This window comes from Microbacterium sp. (assembly GCF_047972865.1).
Taxonomy (GTDB): Bacteria; Actinomycetota; Actinomycetes; order Actinomycetales; family Microbacteriaceae; genus Microbacterium.
Window position 1 is genome coordinate 1 of the sequence record NZ_JBKEAY010000008.1, and the last position, 15,800, is coordinate 15,800.

A 15,800-nucleotide genomic window follows, 5' to 3' on the forward strand; every position below is an offset into this window, starting at 1 on the left:
GCGAGTGAAGTTCGAAGCCGTAACTGCTCCAGAACTCATCGTCCGGGCTGATGACCAGGATCGGGTGCAACTGCTCGTCGCGCCGTTGCACGATCGCGAGCCATTCGAGTTCGGTTTCTTGGCGCACCTGCGTATGCAAGTCCACCCAGGGAAGGCGCGCGCGAATGGATTCGAGATCAGCGGTTCGCAGTCGCCGAACGAATGTGCACTCCTCCGGCACGTTCGAGCTCACGAGCTGCAGAAACGGCACTTCGCGGAAGATGTCGACGGGCTCCATCGGATCGGAGACCGCGAAACCTTGCCCGCGGTAGAACTCCTGAAGGGAGACGTCGCACCGGCCGTAGACGGCTCCGTAGCCGGCGCGGCCGAAAGGCTGGTGAGGACGGAGAGCAAGCCGGCGGCGACGCCCCGATGTCGAAAGTCATCGCGAACTGCCACAGCGTTGATGCGCGCCAGGAGCGCCCAGATGCCTGCTACCTGAGACAGCACCCAGCCGGGAGCGGCACCTCTCGGTGCTTACTCGACGGAAGCGGCGATGAGGTCCATAGGGGCTCCAGCACACGCGAACCCGACGACCTCACCGTCGACAGTCGCCACCAGGACGACAGTGGTGTTGAGCTGCAAGTCTTCGAGGGAGGCGACGTTGCCTTGCAGGCGAATAACTTCGTCGACGTCGGCTTTGAACAGTGCTGAAACGATGCGACCCGTGTCTCCTATCCGCTGGTATAGGCGGTCGAGCCGCGAGCTGTCGACGGCGAGCCGCGATAGTCCGCGAACCCGAGTTCGATCTTTGTCCTGAGCCAGGCGAATCGTGATGGAGCCAATCGTGACGCCTCGGGTCAGGTCAGACCATCCCCAGTCGTCCGCCGTCGCATTGCTCATGTTGCCCTCATCTCTGGTCTCGAAAGCCTGGTGCACCACATGAAAGGTCTCGGAGGCCCGACGAGGGGCCTCCGAGACCAGTGCGTGTCAGGACTCGTGCTGGAAGACGGTCTTTCCCACTGTGCGTCCGTTCCGCAGCTCGGTGAGGACCGCGGGGGCCGACTGGATCGGCACGGTGTCAGAGACGTGCACCTTGACGGTGCCCCGGGCGACCAGATCGAGGGCGCGGCGGAAGTAGTCGCCGACGACCTCGGGCTTGGTGGCCGCGAAAGCGCCGAGGTTGAACCCGATCACGCCCTTCCCGCCGAACCAGAGAGCGTTGCTGCTGATCTGCTGGTCTCCTGCCTGGGCGGCATCACCCACGGCGAGCAGGCGCCCGCCCAGGCGGAGCAGATCGATGCAGGTCGAGCGTGCCGGGCCACTGACCGGGTCTGCGATGACGTCGAACTGGTCGCCCGGCTGCTGAGCGAGATCCTTGCGCAGCCAGACTTCGTCGTATCCGAGATCGAGGGCGGCCTGCCGCTTCTCCTCGCTTCCGACGACGCCGACGACTCGGTCGGCCCCCAGGTGCTTGGCGACCTGCCCGAACTGCGATCCGAGTCCTCCGGCGGCGGCCTGGACCAGCACGCTTTCGCCCTTCGCGAGTCGGGCGACGCGTTCGAGGGCGATCAGCGCTGTCGTGGTGTTGGAAGGGACGGCTGCGGCCGTGGCGATGTCGAGCCCCTCAGGCAGAGGTGCAATGAGATGCGCGTTCGTGACTGCGACCTGCCCGTAGGCACCGCCGCCGTTGATCGTCAGCGCGGCGACCTCCTGGCCGACGGTGAGGCCTTCCGCTCCTTCGCCGAGCTCACGAACAGTCCCCGAGGCTTCAATGCCCGGCACCCACGGCACCGGGAGGTCAGGCACCAGCCCTTCGGAGAAGAGGGCCTCGACGTAATTCGCTCCCGCGAAGCGAACGTCGAGCGAAGCCTGGCCCGCCGCGGGCGCGGACTCAGACGCGTCGCCATACTCGAGGGTGCCCGGTCCTTCGTAGCTGGTGATCTGAACTGCCTTCATAATCGGCCTCCTGTATCTGTTTCATGTATGTCTGCTGTATCGTAGCAGCTGTCTGCTATTGGATGCCGTGACGAAGGAGGACGCATGACGAAGCGTGAACTCGGCTCGACGGGCCGCGAGGTCGCCGCTCTGGGGCTCGGCTGCATGGGCATGAGCTGGGGGTACAACGAGAGCGGCCGAGACGATCAGGAGTCCGAGGCGGCCATCCTGTCGGCCGTCGACGCTGGCGTCGACTTCTTCGACACCGCACGGGTCTATGGCGACGGCCACAACGAACGACTCGTGGGGCGGGCCCTGGCAAATCGCCCGGAGGTGGTCGTCGCCACGAAGGGCGGGCTGATCGTCGACGACCTCGACGCTCGCACGATGCACCGGGACGGGTCCCCTGAGGTGCTGCGTCGGCAGATCGACGAGAGCCTGCAGAATCTCGGGTTGGACGTTCTGGACCTGTACTATTTGCACCGCGTGGACCCGGAGGTTCCGCTCGAGGAGAGCTGGGGAGCGCTGGCGGAAGCTGTAGAGGCTGGGAAGGTGCGTTGGCTCGGGCTGTCCGAAGTCAGTGTCGACCAGGCTCAGCGGGCGCACGACGTGCATCCGGTGACGGCGATCCAGTCCGAGGTGTCACTGTGGACGCGCGATGCCCTCGGGGGCAGCTTCTCCGCAGAGACCACCGGCTCCGCGGGGGGCGCAGATCAGGCTTCAGGGGATGTCGTCGGGTGGGCGCGCACGCACGGCGCGGCGATCGTGCCGTTCGCGCCGCTGGGCCGCGGATTCCTCACGAACACTCTTCGTCCGGGCGACTTCGAGGAGGGCGATTTCCGCAAGACGAACCCCCGGTTCGTGCCCGAGGCCTTCGAGCGCAACAGCACCATCACGCGCACCGTCGAGGAGATCGCGCGCGAGCACGGGGCAACGGCAGCGCAGGTTTCGCTGGCATGGGTACTCGGGCTGGGAGAGCATGTCGTCCCGATCCCCGGTACCCGCCGTAGTGCTCATCTGGCTGAGAATCTCGCCGCGATGGGAGTCATTCTCTCGCCTTCCGAGCGCAAGCGCCTGGATGACGTGCCGGCTGCGGTGGGCTCTCGCTACTAGGGCGAGTTATCCTGTGAGACCCCGTCCGCTGTAGCGATTGCCAACAGCGGCGGGGTCTCGCTCCTCCACGCTACGGCCAGCAGCGATCCGCTCTCGAGCTCCCGATGCGTGACGACGTACTCATCGCCTTCGTGCAGTCGCCACCGCTTCGAGGTTGAGATGCGGGCGAGGTGGGTGACCGGGAGGCCGATGCCGCGCCCGTCGGCCTTGGCGATCGCCTCGTAGGTCGTCCAGGCCGCGAGGGCATCGCTCTCGCCGACTGGTTCGAGGAGGTCGACGACGGCTACGGGGATGTGCCGGGATCGAGGCTCGATGTCGATCCCTACTGGTCTGTGGGTAGCGAAGGCGACGGCGACGGTGAGGTCGTCATGGGCGACGGAGAGGCGGGGCTCCCCCGTAGAACTGCAGGGGCGCCCGTGCTTATCTCGTCGCAGAGCGGCCTCAGTAGGCTGGCCGCTCCAGGCGCGCAGTCCTGTGCGAAGCATCCATGCCGCGGCCAGGCTCCGGTGCTGGAACTCACGGTGCTTGCGCGCGGCATGCTGGACGTCTTCGTCATGCGAATTGACGCGAGTCACAAGCTGCATGCACTGTTGATCCGTGAGGACGCAGACGGAGACATCGACGCGCTCCTGACGTACCAGCCGGATGGCTTGGGTCAGGTGCGCGTCGATGTCCTGTGGGAGGGGTGCGTCTATTCCTCTTCCCCTCGTAGCACGACAGCGAGTCGGCGGAGCAGGTCACGCAGCTGCGCACCCTCCTCCGGGGTGAACTCGTCGCGGATGCGCTGTTCGACGTTACGGGCGCCTTCATCGGCACGGAGCACGAGCGCCTCACCAGCGGCGGTGAGTGTGACGACGTTGACGCGACTGTGAACATCTGACGGCACTCGGTCGATGAGCCGCTTGTCTTCGAGCTTGGAGAGGACGTTGGCCATCGTCTGCGGGGTGACAGCCGCCGTGCGCGCGAGTTGCGCGGCCGACTGCCCTGGCACGTAGTACAGGGCCATCATGGTCGCGTACTGAGCGACGCTCAGGTCGTAGTCTCGGAGGGCGACGGACTTTTCGGCGATGATCGCTTGTTCGGCAAGCTTCACATACGTGCCGAGCCGTGCGTCAAGGTCCTGAGCGAACGCCTTCTCGCCACGACGGGGGGGCGAGAGCTTCGGATCGCTCCATTGAGATGTCGGAATAACAGGCATCTTCCTAGCATACAGTCCCTGTCGTAAGACAGAAGCATGACACGTTGTGACGAGGTGCACATGGTCAGTCTCCATTGGTCATCGCCGTGGGAAACATGTGACCGGTCTTGCTCCCGAGCACGCCGCGATCGACCATCGCCTGTAGGGCGTGTGCTGGTTGCAGTTCTGGCTGTCCGAGCCGCTGGTGCAGCGACGTTTGAATGGCGAGGACGACATCGGCGCCGATGATGCCTGCCAGGCGAGCTGGCCCGACGGGTACCCCGTAGCGTCGTCGAATGTCCAGATCGATCTCCCTGATCGGCGCTCCTTGATCGACAAGGTCGAACACGGCGTTGAGGTAGGGGATGAGCACGCGGTTGACGATGAACCCGGGAGCGTCGGGGACGTCTACCAAACACTTGCCGAGCTGCGAGACAAGCTGTCGCGTCCGAGCGAGGTGGCCTGGGGGCGCAGCACCTGACACGGCCTCGACGAGCCGGTTGCGGTCGGCTGGATTGAAGAAGTGGAGCCCTACGAGTCGACGCGGCTCGGCGAGGGCCGATGCGATGTCGCTGACGGCGAGGCTGGAGGTCGTGGTCGCGAGGACGGTGTCCTCGGGCACGATCCGTTCGATATCAGCAAGGATCCGTTGCTTACTGGCGAGATCTTCGCTGATCGCTTCGATGATGACGCCGGCGCCGGCGAGCGCTTCAATGTCGGAACTGGAGTCGACGTGTGCCGTCTGCTCGTGGATCTCTGCGATGACGGCGTCCCGCGCCCCTGCGGCACGCTCCGGATCACGCGCCACGATGCGCACGTCGATGCCCGCTTGCAGAGCTGCACGTGCGATGCCCTGGCTCATGGTGCCGGCCCCGATGAGGCCGAGCGTTCGAACGGCGGGCACGTCGGGATCGGGCGGTTCGGGGTGGCAGTCGCTCGTAGGGACGTCCAATCCGAAGACGGAGTGCGGGATGCCGCATCCGAGATGCATGGCGTCGGCGACCACAGGCAGCGGCAGGTCGACCTCGTCGTGAAGGTGATCGGCTGCCGCGGTCAGGGTTTCGATGAGCTGATCGGCGTAGGTGTTCGTCTCGCTCACGTGTTTCCTTCCAATGGGGGTCGCTCCCCGACTGCGATCAAGGGCCACTGTCGTTGGTGAGCGATCTGGTTCAGTTGAGGGTCGGAGCCCACGGCCACGGGGTGGCTGACTGCGGTGAGCATGGGCAGATCGGAGATGTGGTCGCCATACGCCCAGCTCTGGTCCGGGTCGAGCTCGTAACGCGCCGTCGCCTCCTCGACGGCGTCTCGTTTGCCCTCCCCGATGCGGGAGCGCACGATCTCACCGGTGAGGGTCCCGCCCTCTTCGACGAGATCCGTGCAGAAGACTTCGCTAGCGCCGAGGTAGGACGCGAGCGGATCGAGGCACGGGTGGAATGATCCTGAGATCAGGAACACGTGCCGTCCGGCGCTGTGGTGCTCCCGCAGGGCGGCCAGAGCGGACGGGATGAGGAATCCGGGGCGCTGGATGTGCTCGTTGAACCAGGCCCGCCCGGCTCTGGTCAGGTCGGAGAGGCTTTGACCTGACCAGAGCCGGTAGTACGCCCGGTTTCCGTCCTCGCGTGGCATCCCGACGACTGTGCGCTGGAACCGCTGCCACGGTGTGCCCAGGCCGTCGGCCTGGTCTTCGAAGTAGAAGTCAAGGAAGGACTGCATGGACTTCATGTCGATGAGGGTCTCATCGACATCGAAGAACGCGGCGCCCCGGGTGGCGATGGAGCTCGTCATGGAGTGAAGACCACCGCCGCGTTGTGCCCGCCGAACCCCGCCGAGACGGAGAGGACCGCGCCGGATTCCAGGGGACGTGCCGAGCCCGTGACGACATCGATCGCGATGGCCGGGTCTATGTCGTCGGTGTTCGCGGTCGGCGGGATCTGTCCGTGGTGCACGGTCAAGGCCGCAATCGCGCCTTCGATCGCTCCGGCAGCGGCCAATGGGTGTCCAGTGACGCCCTTGATCGACGTCACCGGCACCCGGTCCCCGAAGAGCCCGTGCAACGCGGCGCCTTCGGAGGCGTCGTTGAGCGGCGTGGAGGTGCCGTGGGCGTTGACGTGACTGATGTCGCCGAGCGCGAGTCCGGCGTCGTCTTCCACGGCCTCACGGACGGCGGCTTGCAGCCCTTCGCCGTCTGGTCGTGGTGCGGTGACGTGGTGGGCGTCGGTGCTGGCTCCGTATCCTGCGACGTGTGCGTAGACGCGCGCGTCGCGGGCTCGGGCATCGGCGTCGCGCTCGAGGACGAGCGCCGCGGCACCCTCGGCGGGAACGAAGCCGCCTCGTTGGCTGTCGAACGGGCGTGAGGCTCCCGTCGCGTTGACGGCCGGATCGACAAGCGCCCCCATGTTCGCCAGTCCTGCCAGAGTCGCAGGAGACAGCGCGCTCTCGGATGCTCCGACCACGACGATGTCGCATCGGCCGTCGCGCAGGAGCTGGCGACCGTGGCCAATCGCGGTCGTCCCTGATGCACAGGCGGTGGCGACCACGTGCGCCGGTCCCTGGATGCCGAATTCGATGGCGAGCGAACCGGCGACCATGTTCGGCATCCACATGGGCACGAGCATCGGCGAGACCTGCTCTGCGCCCTCGGTCAGCAGAGTTCCCTTGGCGGCTTCGAGCGTGTCGGTGCCGCCGAGGGAGTTGCCGAACACGAGACCGATGCGGGAGGCCTCGATCGAATCGAGATCGACCCCGGAGTCGCTGATCGCCTCACGGGCGGCGATGATCGCCAGCTGCACGAAGCGGGCCAGCCGCCATGCTTTGGATGCGCCGATGACCTTGCGTGCGTCGAACTCGGGCACCCGGGCGATGGGACGTCTCTGCCCGTGATGGTCGATGCTTTCGTGGCTGGCCGCGGTTCCGGCACCGGCGAGGATGGTGGCCCAGTTCGCGTCCCTACCGATCCCGGCAGGGCTGATCATGCCGATGCCGGTGACCGCGGTCGCAGTTGAGGGCGTGCTCATCAGGACTCGCCCTTTCGCTCTTCGAGGAGAGCGACGGTGTCGTCGAGGGTGTGCTCGGGAAGGATGACGCCCTGCTCGATCGAGACGTCGAGCTTCTTCTGCAGGTCCAGGAGCAGCTCGACGAGGGCGAGCGAGTCGAGGCCGAGCTCGTCCAGGGTGGCGGCACCGTTGGCGGTCTCGTCCGCCGGAACGCCGAACTTGTCGGTGAGGATCGAGATGAAGCCGTCGCGGAGGGTGGTGGTGTTGGACATGGTGGTTCCTTTCGATGGGGTTGTGCTCAGGAGGGATTGGTTGGGGAAGTCATTGACGGGGCGGTGATGGCGGCAGCGCCCCACGTCGCGCCGCCTCCGAAGGAGGCCATCGCGATGCGTTCGCCTGGCTGGATGCGGCCGCTGCGCAGCGCGTCGTCCAGCGCGAGCGGGATCGAGGCGCCGGCGGTGTTGCCGACGTGCTCGAGGTGGAGGTTGACCTTGGCCGCGTTGACGTCGAGACGGTCGGCAACGGCATGGAGGATGCGAGCGTTGGCCTGGTGGCCGACGAAGTGCGCGATGCTCTCTGCGTCCCAGCCGACAGCGTCAAGGCTCTGGCGGGTGATCTCTTCCATGTTGAGCACGGCGTGGAGGAAAACGGCCTGGCCCTGCATATGGAAGTAGGGGTCGTGCGTCTCATCGAGAGGGTCCAGCCTCGTCGGGTTGCCGTTGGCGGTGATGAGGTCGGCGAGGCCGCCGTCGCTGCGAACCCTGATGTCGTGCACGGCTCCGGGGGATGACGGGTCGCCGGATTCGACGATGACTGCACCGGCTCCGTCGCCGAAGATCGCGACGGTGGCGCGGTCGTTGGAGTCGAGCAGGCGGGTGAATGTCTCCGATGCGACGACGAGGATGCGCTGCGAGGTGCCTGCCAGGATCGCGTCCCGTGCGATGCGCAAGGCGAAGAGGAATCCGCTGCAGACGGCAGCGACGTCGTAGGCGGGGATGCTTCCGAGGCTGAGTCGATGGGCAACCTCCGGTGCGACTGCCGGGCAGGCCCGATCTGGTGTGGTGGTCGCGAGAATGAGCTGGTCGATCTCGGGACCGTCGCTCAGAGCATCGAGTGCCTGCTTGCCCGCTGCGACAGCAAGGTCGGCGGTGGTCTCGGTCGTAGCGACGTATCGCTGCCCGATCCCGGTGCGCTGACGAATCCACTCGTCGGAGGTGTCGAGGCGCTCGGCAAGCATGTCGTTGGTCTCGATCTGGGCGGGCACAGCCGACCCAGTCGCGGTGATGACGGCGGTGCGGGTCATGATGCGACTCCTACCCGAGCATGGGTGTCGGTGGTGGTGTGAACGGTCGCGATGCCGGGCGTGCCGAGTTCGACGGCGAGGCACGAGACGGTGAAGCCGCCTCCAGCGCAAACGAACAGCCCGATGTCGTCGGGAGCGTGGTTCTCCTGCGCGATGAGGTCGGTGAGATTCGCGGGCGTGTCGCCTGCGCCCAGGTGCCCGCTGTGGTCGCCGAGATAGACGATCTCGGCGTTGGTGAGGTCCTCCACTGCGGGCACATAGAGGTCTCCGATGACTTTGCGGCCGACGCGCGGGAGTGCGAGGAAGCGCAGGCGCGGCGAGTCGAAGCTGAGGCCTGCGTCGTGGACGGCAGTGCGGATGACGTGCCGGAGTGCGTCTCGCATGCTCGTGTTGAAGGCATCGCCGCTGCCGGACTGGAGGTGAGCCTTCTTCGTCCGTCTCACGTCGACGATGTCGCCGTGCTGGCGGGGCGCCCAGGTGTACGGGTCGCTTCCGCGGTGCAGGCCTTCGCCGTCGAGGACGGTGGTTGCGGCGCATGCGAGGAGCTTGGGGTGGCCGGGGCGCGGTTCGGTGGTCAGCACGAGGGCCGTTCCGGCGTCGCCGTACCAGAGGAAGGAGTCGCTGTTCCATCGGTCGAATCCGCCGGCGAAGATGTCCGCGGTGGTCACCACGGCCGTGGTCGCGTCGGGGTCGCAGATCAACCGGGCGACGGCGATTTCGATGGCTGTCTCGCCGCCGTTGCACATCGTCTGAACCCCCACGGGGAGGGCGTTGTCCGCGCCGACCTCGTGGGCGATGTGGTGGGCGGGCGACCAGAAGTCGTGGCCCTGGTGGTGGATCCACGCGTGGACGAGGATGTCGATCTCCTCGCCCTGGATCCGGGCTCCCTCCATCGCGGCGTGCGCGGCTTCGATCGCCAGCCGGGGAGCTCCCGGTTCGGTTGCGGCGGGTAGTTGGCGGGCGCCGACGGTCTCGGCGACCAAACGCGCGACCTTGCCTTCTTCGAGAGCGGTCGCCGTTGCGACCGTCGGCGCCAGGGCCGTGTGCAGGCCTGCGATAGAAATGTCCGGCGGGATCTTCATGGCCGGCCCTCCTTCCTGTTGGTAGTGGTGTGGTGGGAGTCGAACGTCAGGACGATCGACGCGGCGTCACGCGAGTCCTGGGTGATCTGCACGTCTGTCGTCGTCTGTCCATCCGGGTCCGGGTCGGCACGGACGCTGGCGACCAGCAGCGTGGAGGTGTCGAGTTCGACGTAGGTGCCGAAGTCGCCATCGACCTCGGAGAGCAGAGCATGCGCTGCAGGTGCGGTGGGGCAGGTCGCGTGCACGAGCTGACGTGCCGCTTCGACCATGACCATCGCGGGTGCGTGGTCCTGAGCGTGGTCGAACATGCTGCGGTTGTGGAACGGGAGTCGCAGTGAAGCGCGGCCCCCGTCCGCGGTGAAGGCAGGCAGGCCGATGGCCACGTTGTCCTCTCGCGTGCATCCCACGTCGCGGGGATCGGCGGCGATCCGTTCCGGCAAGCACGTGATGCTGGTGGGCAGTGGTGCTCCCCCGCGAGCGCCGCTGCGGAGAAACTGGTAGGTCTCCTTGCTGACGTAGCGAACGTCCAGCTCGAGGGCTCCGATGAGAGGTTCGCCGTCGTACGGCGAGGAGACCGTCACGCGGGTGGTCCCTCCGGTGAGCGTCTCGCGCATGCGCTGCGGCCGCTCCAAGGTGACGTCCATACGCAGGTCGACCGGGTCGACGCCGTATCGCGGCCGCGTCGCGACCGGGAACGACGCCTTCCATTGGGTGAGGACGAACTGCCGGTCGTCGGGCACGCCCCAGAACAGATGTGCCGCCGCCGTCGCGGCCTGGCGACATGCCTCCATGAGCGTGAGGATGTCGACCAATCCGTGGCGCGCGGACGCGCTGTCGCAGAAGTAGGCGTGCGTGCTCGGCAACTGCGCGAGGAATGAGCCGTCCTGCTCGTCGACCTCCGTGAGGAACACTTCGTGCACCTGGGCGCGGTGCACGATCCTGCGGTCTATCGTCCGCGCGCTCCTCACGATTGCTGGACTGGTCATCGGTCCTCCCCCTTCTTGCCGACTCAGCCATCTCTCACGGCGACGGCTGTCGACTAGTCTATAGTCTATAGCTGTCATGTATCAATTCCCTGACAGTTCACAGCTTTACGTCATGTATCCAATCATGGGCGTAACACTGCCTGCCGCGCGATGCGCGAAGTGCGCCGTTCAGACGATTGTAACAGCCTACGATGTCGTGACAGGTTGCTGTTACAGTGGGTTGTTGTCGAGCTAGCGAGGGATGTTAATGAACGAAGTTGAGGTTGTGATCATCGGTGCAGGTCCAGTCGGCCTGTACCTTGCCGCTGATCTTGCCCAACGTGGCGTCGCGGTACAGATGGTCGACAAGGCACGAAGACCGGTGCGCCACTCGCGCGCCTCGGTCGTCTGGCCGCGTCAACTGGAACTGCTGCATGGAGTCGGTGTTGCCGACGAGCTGATGGACCGCGGTCGAGCCATCGAGGGCGTGGCCTTCCACTCGAATCCAGGTGAACTCGGTCAGCTGCGCTTCTCCACGATCCGAGAAGCGCCCTACCCCTTCGGCTTGGCGGTGTCACAGGAGATCACCGAACGAGTGCTCATCGATCGGTACGAGGCCCTGCTTGGCCCTCTTCGGCGCGAGGGCGAGCTCGTTCGGCTGACGCAAGACAGCGCGGGCGTCTACCTGGTTGTGCGAACCGATGCCGGTGAGAAGGAGATTCGAGCCAAGTGGGTCGTCGGCGCCGACGGCGCGCACAGCACGGTCCGTGAACTCGCGGGGATCGGCTTCACCGGTCCGACCGGAGTCGCGCGGTTCGGCATTGGAGACGCCGGCATCGTAGGCAACTTGTCGACGCGGATGCTGCACTACTTCTACTCCGACTCTGCCGCCATCGGCATCTCCCCGTTCACCGAGGACACGATGAGAATCGCCGTGTCGATGCCCAACGATGCTCCTGAGCCTGACCGCGAGTTCTTCCGCCGGATGCTGACCGAGAACACGCGCTTGGTCACGGATGTACGCGAACCTGAGTGGTCGACGGCCTTCGACGTGCGGTTCCGCACCGCGGACCGGTTCAAGGATGGGCGTGTCCTCCTCGCCGGAGACGCCGCCCACGTGATGAGCCCCGCCGGCGGCCAAGGAATGAACACCGGCCTCCAGGACGCAGCGAACCTCGGCTGGAAGCTCGCCCATGTGATCGACGGCAGGGCCTCAGAAGAACTGTTGTCCAGCTACGACTCCGAGCGTCGCTGGGCTGCGGGACGCGTCTCGGCCACCTCCGGCCGGCTGGCACGATGGTCAGCCGCCCGAGGCCCGGCCCAGAGCCTGAAACGTGACGCCGAAATCTTCTTGTCGACGCGGAAACGACGCCGGCCGAACCTGGTCGATGTCATCGCTCAACTCGACACGCGGTATCCGATCGGGGGCACGTCGGCACGGCGATCTCGGCTGGGTGCCCGCTTCCCCTCGTTCACGGGCTATGCCCCGGAGCGCGCACCATGGTCGAGCTGGCCAGTCCACGACGCCAACAGATACACGCTCTTCCTCTGGCCCGGCGCGACGAGCCCCCGTGCTTGGGACAACGTGGTCGCGCAGGTCGGACAGCGGACGCATCACGTCGTCCGGAATCTTGCCGGCATCGCCTCACCGGCCTCGACGCTCGGCCTGGGACGCAGGCCTCACTTCTTCCTCGTGCGACCTGACGGACACGTCATCGAGGAGGGTCACTTCAGCGGCACCGACCCCATCCCGGCCCACGTGCTTGATGCCCCGGACCGTACGACCACAAGACACGAAAATCACGAAAGGTAGACCCACTATGCCAACTTCGGCTTCAACACGGCTCACTGCTCGCGAACGGTGGAAACTGCTCGTTCTCCTCAGTGCGAGCTTCACCCTTGCCGTGGACTTCTCCGTGCTCAACGTCGCACTTCCCGAGATCGGGCGCGACGTCGGCATCCAGGTGCAGGACCTGCAGTGGATCATCACCGCGTTCGCCCTGCCTGCGGCCGGATTCGGGCTGCTCTTCGGACGCCTGGGCGATCTCGTGGGCAGGCGCCTGTTCTTCATCGCCGGCATCTCCCTGCTGGGCGTCGGCTCCCTCATCGGCGGCGTCGCTGAGACCAGTTGGCTGCTGATCGCCGGCCGCATCGTGCAGGGCTTCGGCGCTGCGGCAGTCGCTCCGACCGCCCTGTCGCTGCTGACGACCTCGTTCGAGGAAGGCCCCCGCCGCTCACGGGCTCTGGGCATCAACGGTGCCTTGATCTCGGCGGGCTTCACCGCGGGCGCGCTCCTGGGCGGCGTGCTCACGAGCGGGCTGAGCTGGCGGTGGGCGTTCTTCATCAACATCCCGGTCGCCATCGTGGTGCTCATCCTCACCCCGATCCTGTTCGCTGAATCGCGTCCGAACGAGCGACCCCGCCTCGACCTGCCCGGCGCGGTGCTGATCAGCGCGGCGCTTGCCTCCCTCGTATTCGGCTTGACCATCGCCGGCGAGAGCGGCCTGAGCGTGATCGACCCCTACCCGTGGCTCGCGGCCGCCGTGGTGCTCCTGCTGATCTTCGGTTGGGTCGAATCACGAGCACATTCGCCCCTGGTCGCTGTCCGTATCCTTCGGAAGCGCACCGTCGCCTTCGGCAACCTCGCCGGCCTCACAACGTTCTCCATGATGTCGTCACTGACCTACCTGCTGACTCTCTACCTGCAGGACGTGCTCCTACTCAACGCAGCCCTCACCGGTCTGGTGATCGCCGTCATCGGCATCGTCTCCGTCGTGGCCGCGAACTTCACGCCACGAATCATCGCCAAGTTCGGTCAGAAGAGCCTGGTCGTGGCGGCACTGGTCTTCCAAGGCGTCGGGTCGATCGTGCTCGCCTTCGCAGGACCGAACATGACCTCGCTCGTGCTCATCCTCGTGGGCATCGTCATCGGTGCACTCGGGCACATCGGCTCCATCGTCGGCTACACCGTCACCTCGACGTCGGGCCTGCCCGACAGCGAACAGGGCCTGGCAACCGGTCTGACGACCACGAGCCAGCAGGTCGGACTCGCGCTGGGCACTCCGATCATGGCGACCATCCTCGCCATCGGCATCGGGAACCGCGCCGCCGAAGACCCCGGCGCGCTCTTGGACGGTTTGACCACGGCTGTCGCAGCCAACGGCATCATCGTGCTCGCCGTCGCCGTCGTCGTCGCAATCTTCCTGCCCGGCGCCTCAACCACTGCCAAGACGTCTAGCACCACGGACGCGGTGAGCAAACCCGTGGCCGCCGAGAGCCATTGAACTCGTTCGGAAGGAACTAGGCCGTGACCAAATCGACTATCGGCATCATCGGGGCCGGACGTATCGGGCAGGCCATCGCCGGTTTGGCCGTGCGACAGGGGCACCCCGTCGTGCTCAGCAACAGCCGCAGCCCCGAAACCCTGGAGCCCGTCGTCAAGGAGCTCGGCCCGTTGGCCAACAGCGACACCGCCGCCGGAGCCGCTCGCAAGGGCGACATCGTCGTCATCGCCGTGACCTTCGACGCGATCGACGCTCTCCCGGTCGCCGACATGGCCGGAAAGGTGGTGCTCGATGCCACCAACTACTACGCACCCCGCGACGGCGTCATCCCTGCCGTGGATGGTGATCGCGTGCCAACCTCGGTTCACCTCCAACGGGCGGTACCGGAAGCACACATCGTCAAAGCGCTCAACCACATCGTGTGGTCCGACATCCCCGCCGATGCGCGGCCGTCGGGCGCGCCGGACCGGCGAGGGATCGCCGTCGCAGGCGACGACCCGTCCAGCAAACACCTGGTGACCGAGTTCGTCGACGAGATCGGATTCGACCCGGTCGACATCGGGACGCTCGAGGAGAGCTGGTGGATCCAGATAGGAAGCCCCGGATGGATCACGAACTACTCCGCCGCACAATTGCGGGAGAAGATCAGCGAAGCCGACTCATGGCTCTCCTGCTTCGTGATGCTCATCATGCCCTTGACGGCGCTCATGGACCGGAGCGGGCCGTCGTGCCCCTCCGTGCCCCTCGCGCCGGTTGGAGGGAAAGAACCGCGAGATCCCGTGGTTCCAGGAGTCGCCTTCGCACCTCGAAGGGCACGAAGGGGCACGACATCAGGGGCACGCCGATCCCGGATTTCGGGCGACGGGCCACCCCGCTTCCATCGGAAAGGTGCGCACGTGCCCTCGGCGTGCCCCATCGAACGGGTACTGGTGTTCATCGGTGTCCTCCTCTGTCTCGTCGGAGAAGGCACGAAAAGAGGCCCGGAGCTGCAGAAACCTGCAGTTCCGGGCCTCTCGCCAGCCCTTTTCAGGACCGAGCTAAAACACGGACTACGGGGTATTCATTTGAGCGGACTGGTCTGGTGGGATGGATCGTGACATCGCCCGGCCACGGGGTGGCGTGGACTACCCTCGCTCGGCCGGCGAGTTCCGGTCCTGGTTCGGCGCTGACGAGGCGTGCCTCGATTACCTCGACTGGCTGCGCTGGCCCGCGGGTTTCGTGTGCCCGGCGTGTGGCGGCAGCGGTGGCTGGCGCGTCGGCGATGGCCGATACAAGTGCTCCGGCTGCGGGAGGCGGACTGCGGTGACGGCAGGGACGCTGTTCGATCGGCGGCGCACACCGCTGACGGTGTGGTTCGAGGTGTGCTGGGAGTTCGCGACCGCGAAGGACGGCGTCTCCGCGCTGAGCGTGCAACGGACCCTGGAGATCGGTTCGTACAAGACAGCGTGGTCGATGCTGCATCGCCTGCGCAGGGTGCTGCGTCGTCCGGGGCGGGAGAAGCTGTCCGGCCGGGTCGAGGTCGACGAGACCTACATCGGCGGCCATGAGGAGGGCCTGGCTGGTGGTCGTGCACGCGGGAAGAAGTCACTGGTCGCCGTGGCGATCGAAAGTGCCGAGGGAAGGGGGCTTCGGGCGGTGTCGGATGCAGGTGATCCCCGACGCATCCGGCGAGACTCTTGAGGCGTTCGTCAGCGACGCCGTCGAGCCTGGCGCTCACATCGTCACCGACGGATGGGGTGCGTACCGTGGGCTCGCCCAGCGGGGATACACCCATGAGCCGCGCAACCAATCCGAAGCCAAGCGAGCAGGGATGGACATCTCGACGTTGCTGCCCGGAGTGCACCGAGTGGCTTCTCTGGTCAAGCGGTGGCTGGCGGGCACGCATCAAGGATCGGCGGGAACCGAGCACCTGCAGGAGTATCTCGACGAGTTCGAGTTCCGGTTCAACCGACGCACATCCCGCTCC

General features: G+C 66.2%; 18 protein-coding genes. 6 read left to right on the forward strand and 12 right to left on the reverse strand.

Features of this window, described 5'->3' with window-relative positions; genetic code table 11:
- The 3 genes from ACK5KK_RS00415 to ACK5KK_RS00425 form a co-directional block, all read right to left on the reverse strand.
- Nucleotides 1–277, reverse strand: a 277-nt coding sequence (locus tag ACK5KK_RS00415; RefSeq protein WP_416888118.1) for a hypothetical protein, incomplete at its 3' end; no start/stop codon positions are given.
- A 239-nt stretch (nucleotides 278–516) separates the two neighbouring features.
- Nucleotides 517–882, reverse strand: a complete 366-nt coding sequence (locus tag ACK5KK_RS00420) for a hypothetical protein (RefSeq protein ID WP_416888119.1) — start codon at nucleotides 880–882, stop codon at nucleotides 517–519.
- An 87-nt stretch (nucleotides 883–969) separates the two neighbouring features.
- Nucleotides 970–1,938, reverse strand: a complete 969-nt coding sequence (locus ACK5KK_RS00425) for a quinone oxidoreductase family protein (RefSeq protein ID WP_416888120.1) — start codon at nucleotides 1,936–1,938, stop codon at nucleotides 970–972.
- Between the two features lie 84 nt (nucleotides 1,939–2,022).
- Between ACK5KK_RS00425 and ACK5KK_RS00430 the strand changes: the two genes are divergently transcribed.
- Nucleotides 2,023–3,030 (forward strand): aldo/keto reductase, encoded by a 1,008-nt coding sequence (locus ACK5KK_RS00430; protein ID WP_416888121.1) that lies wholly within the window; start codon nucleotides 2,023–2,025, stop codon nucleotides 3,028–3,030.
- Here ACK5KK_RS00430 and ACK5KK_RS00435 read toward each other — a convergent pair.
- The 9 genes from ACK5KK_RS00435 to ACK5KK_RS00475 form a co-directional block, all read right to left on the reverse strand.
- Complete coding sequence (locus ACK5KK_RS00435; RefSeq protein ID WP_416888122.1) at nucleotides 3,027–3,614, reverse strand: 4'-phosphopantetheinyl transferase family protein; 588 nt, start codon at nucleotides 3,612–3,614, stop codon at nucleotides 3,027–3,029. The two genes, ACK5KK_RS00430 and ACK5KK_RS00435, sit on opposite strands and share 4 nt — an antisense overlap.
- Before the next feature lie 107 nt (nucleotides 3,615–3,721).
- Nucleotides 3,722–4,228 (reverse strand): MarR family winged helix-turn-helix transcriptional regulator, encoded by a 507-nt coding sequence (locus ACK5KK_RS00440; protein WP_416888123.1) that lies wholly within the window; start codon nucleotides 4,226–4,228, stop codon nucleotides 3,722–3,724.
- A gap of 64 nt (nucleotides 4,229–4,292) precedes the next feature.
- Nucleotides 4,293–5,306: a 3-hydroxyacyl-CoA dehydrogenase family protein gene (locus tag ACK5KK_RS00445; RefSeq protein WP_416888124.1), complete on the reverse strand. Its 1,014-nt coding sequence runs from the start codon at nucleotides 5,304–5,306 to the stop codon at nucleotides 4,293–4,295.
- The gene (locus tag ACK5KK_RS00450) at nucleotides 5,303–5,992 is read right to left on the reverse strand and encodes an HAD family hydrolase (protein ID WP_416888125.1); all 690 of its coding nucleotides are present in this window, start codon (nucleotides 5,990–5,992) and stop codon (nucleotides 5,303–5,305) included. The genes ACK5KK_RS00445 and ACK5KK_RS00450 overlap by 4 nt, the downstream gene beginning before the upstream one ends.
- Nucleotides 5,989–7,221, reverse strand: a complete 1,233-nt coding sequence (locus ACK5KK_RS00455; RefSeq protein WP_416888126.1) for a beta-ketoacyl-[acyl-carrier-protein] synthase family protein — start codon at nucleotides 7,219–7,221, stop codon at nucleotides 5,989–5,991. The genes ACK5KK_RS00450 and ACK5KK_RS00455 overlap by 4 nt, the downstream gene beginning before the upstream one ends.
- Nucleotides 7,221–7,472 carry a phosphopantetheine-binding protein gene (locus ACK5KK_RS00460; protein ID WP_197931962.1) on the reverse strand — a complete coding sequence of 84 codons (252 nt, stop codon included), beginning with the start codon at nucleotides 7,470–7,472 and terminating at the stop codon, nucleotides 7,221–7,223. The genes ACK5KK_RS00455 and ACK5KK_RS00460 overlap by 1 nt, the downstream gene beginning before the upstream one ends.
- A 26-nt stretch (nucleotides 7,473–7,498) precedes the next feature.
- On the reverse strand, nucleotides 7,499–8,503 hold the full coding sequence (locus ACK5KK_RS00465; RefSeq protein ID WP_416888127.1) for a beta-ketoacyl-ACP synthase 3: 1,005 nt from the start codon (nucleotides 8,501–8,503) through the stop codon (nucleotides 7,499–7,501).
- Nucleotides 8,500–9,585, reverse strand: coding sequence for a 3-oxoacyl-ACP synthase (locus ACK5KK_RS00470; protein ID WP_416888128.1), 1,086 nt, complete (start codon nucleotides 9,583–9,585; stop codon nucleotides 8,500–8,502). The genes ACK5KK_RS00465 and ACK5KK_RS00470 overlap by 4 nt, the downstream gene beginning before the upstream one ends.
- Nucleotides 9,582–10,571: an AfsA-related hotdog domain-containing protein gene (locus tag ACK5KK_RS00475; RefSeq protein WP_416888129.1), complete on the reverse strand. Its 990-nt coding sequence runs from the start codon at nucleotides 10,569–10,571 to the stop codon at nucleotides 9,582–9,584. Before ACK5KK_RS00475 ends, ACK5KK_RS00470 begins: the two co-directional genes overlap by 4 nt.
- A 247-nt stretch (nucleotides 10,572–10,818) precedes the next feature.
- Here ACK5KK_RS00475 and ACK5KK_RS00480 point away from each other — a divergent pair, with 247 nt between their 5' ends.
- From ACK5KK_RS00480 to ACK5KK_RS00500, 5 genes are all read left to right on the forward strand, one after another.
- Nucleotides 10,819–12,363: an FAD-dependent monooxygenase gene (locus ACK5KK_RS00480; protein ID WP_416888130.1), complete on the forward strand. Its 1,545-nt coding sequence runs from the start codon at nucleotides 10,819–10,821 to the stop codon at nucleotides 12,361–12,363.
- 7 nt (nucleotides 12,364–12,370) lie between these two features.
- Entirely contained in the window at nucleotides 12,371–13,834 is a 1,464-nt protein-coding gene (locus ACK5KK_RS00485; RefSeq protein WP_416888131.1) for an MFS transporter, read from the forward strand.
- 23 nt (nucleotides 13,835–13,857) lie between these two features.
- The gene (locus tag ACK5KK_RS00490; protein WP_416888132.1) at nucleotides 13,858–14,931 is read left to right on the forward strand and encodes an NADPH-dependent F420 reductase; all 1,074 of its coding nucleotides are present in this window, start codon (nucleotides 13,858–13,860) and stop codon (nucleotides 14,929–14,931) included.
- Nucleotides 14,921–15,514: an IS1595 family transposase gene (locus ACK5KK_RS00495; RefSeq protein WP_416888133.1), complete on the forward strand. Its 594-nt coding sequence runs from the start codon at nucleotides 14,921–14,923 to the stop codon at nucleotides 15,512–15,514. The genes ACK5KK_RS00490 and ACK5KK_RS00495 overlap by 11 nt, the downstream gene beginning before the upstream one ends.
- On the forward strand, nucleotides 15,477–15,800 hold a 324-nt coding region (locus ACK5KK_RS00500; protein ID WP_416888134.1), incomplete at its 3' end, for an IS1595 family transposase. The genes ACK5KK_RS00495 and ACK5KK_RS00500, both read left to right, overlap by 38 nt.

Coding starts and splice junctions, on each gene's coding strand:
- ACK5KK_RS00435 (WP_416888122.1), bottom strand. CDS start 3,614: ATGCAGCTTGTGACTCGCGTCAATTCGCATGACGAAGACGTCCAGCAT.
- ACK5KK_RS00480 (WP_416888130.1), top strand. CDS start 10,819: ATGAACGAAGTTGAGGTTGTGATCATCGGTGCAGGTCCAGTCGGCCTG.
- ACK5KK_RS00495 (WP_416888133.1), top strand. CDS start 14,921: ATGGATCGTGACATCGCCCGGCCACGGGGTGGCGTGGACTACCCTCGC.
- ACK5KK_RS00455 (WP_416888126.1), bottom strand. CDS start 7,221: ATGAGCACGCCCTCAACTGCGACCGCGGTCACCGGCATCGGCATGATC.
- ACK5KK_RS00485 (WP_416888131.1), top strand. CDS start 12,371: ATGCCAACTTCGGCTTCAACACGGCTCACTGCTCGCGAACGGTGGAAA.
- ACK5KK_RS00465 (WP_416888127.1), bottom strand. CDS start 8,503: ATGACCCGCACCGCCGTCATCACCGCGACTGGGTCGGCTGTGCCCGCC.
- ACK5KK_RS00460 (WP_197931962.1), bottom strand. CDS start 7,472: ATGTCCAACACCACCACCCTCCGCGACGGCTTCATCTCGATCCTCACC.
- ACK5KK_RS00470 (WP_416888128.1), bottom strand. CDS start 9,585: ATGAAGATCCCGCCGGACATTTCTATCGCAGGCCTGCACACGGCCCTG.
- ACK5KK_RS00430 (WP_416888121.1), top strand. CDS start 2,023: ATGACGAAGCGTGAACTCGGCTCGACGGGCCGCGAGGTCGCCGCTCTG.
- ACK5KK_RS00440 (WP_416888123.1), bottom strand. CDS start 4,228: ATGCCTGTTATTCCGACATCTCAATGGAGCGATCCGAAGCTCTCGCCC.
- ACK5KK_RS00420 (WP_416888119.1), bottom strand. CDS start 882: ATGAGCAATGCGACGGCGGACGACTGGGGATGGTCTGACCTGACCCGA.
- ACK5KK_RS00475 (WP_416888129.1), bottom strand. CDS start 10,571: ATGACCAGTCCAGCAATCGTGAGGAGCGCGCGGACGATAGACCGCAGG.
- ACK5KK_RS00425 (WP_416888120.1), bottom strand. CDS start 1,938: ATGAAGGCAGTTCAGATCACCAGCTACGAAGGACCGGGCACCCTCGAG.
- ACK5KK_RS00450 (WP_416888125.1), bottom strand. CDS start 5,992: ATGACGAGCTCCATCGCCACCCGGGGCGCCGCGTTCTTCGATGTCGAT.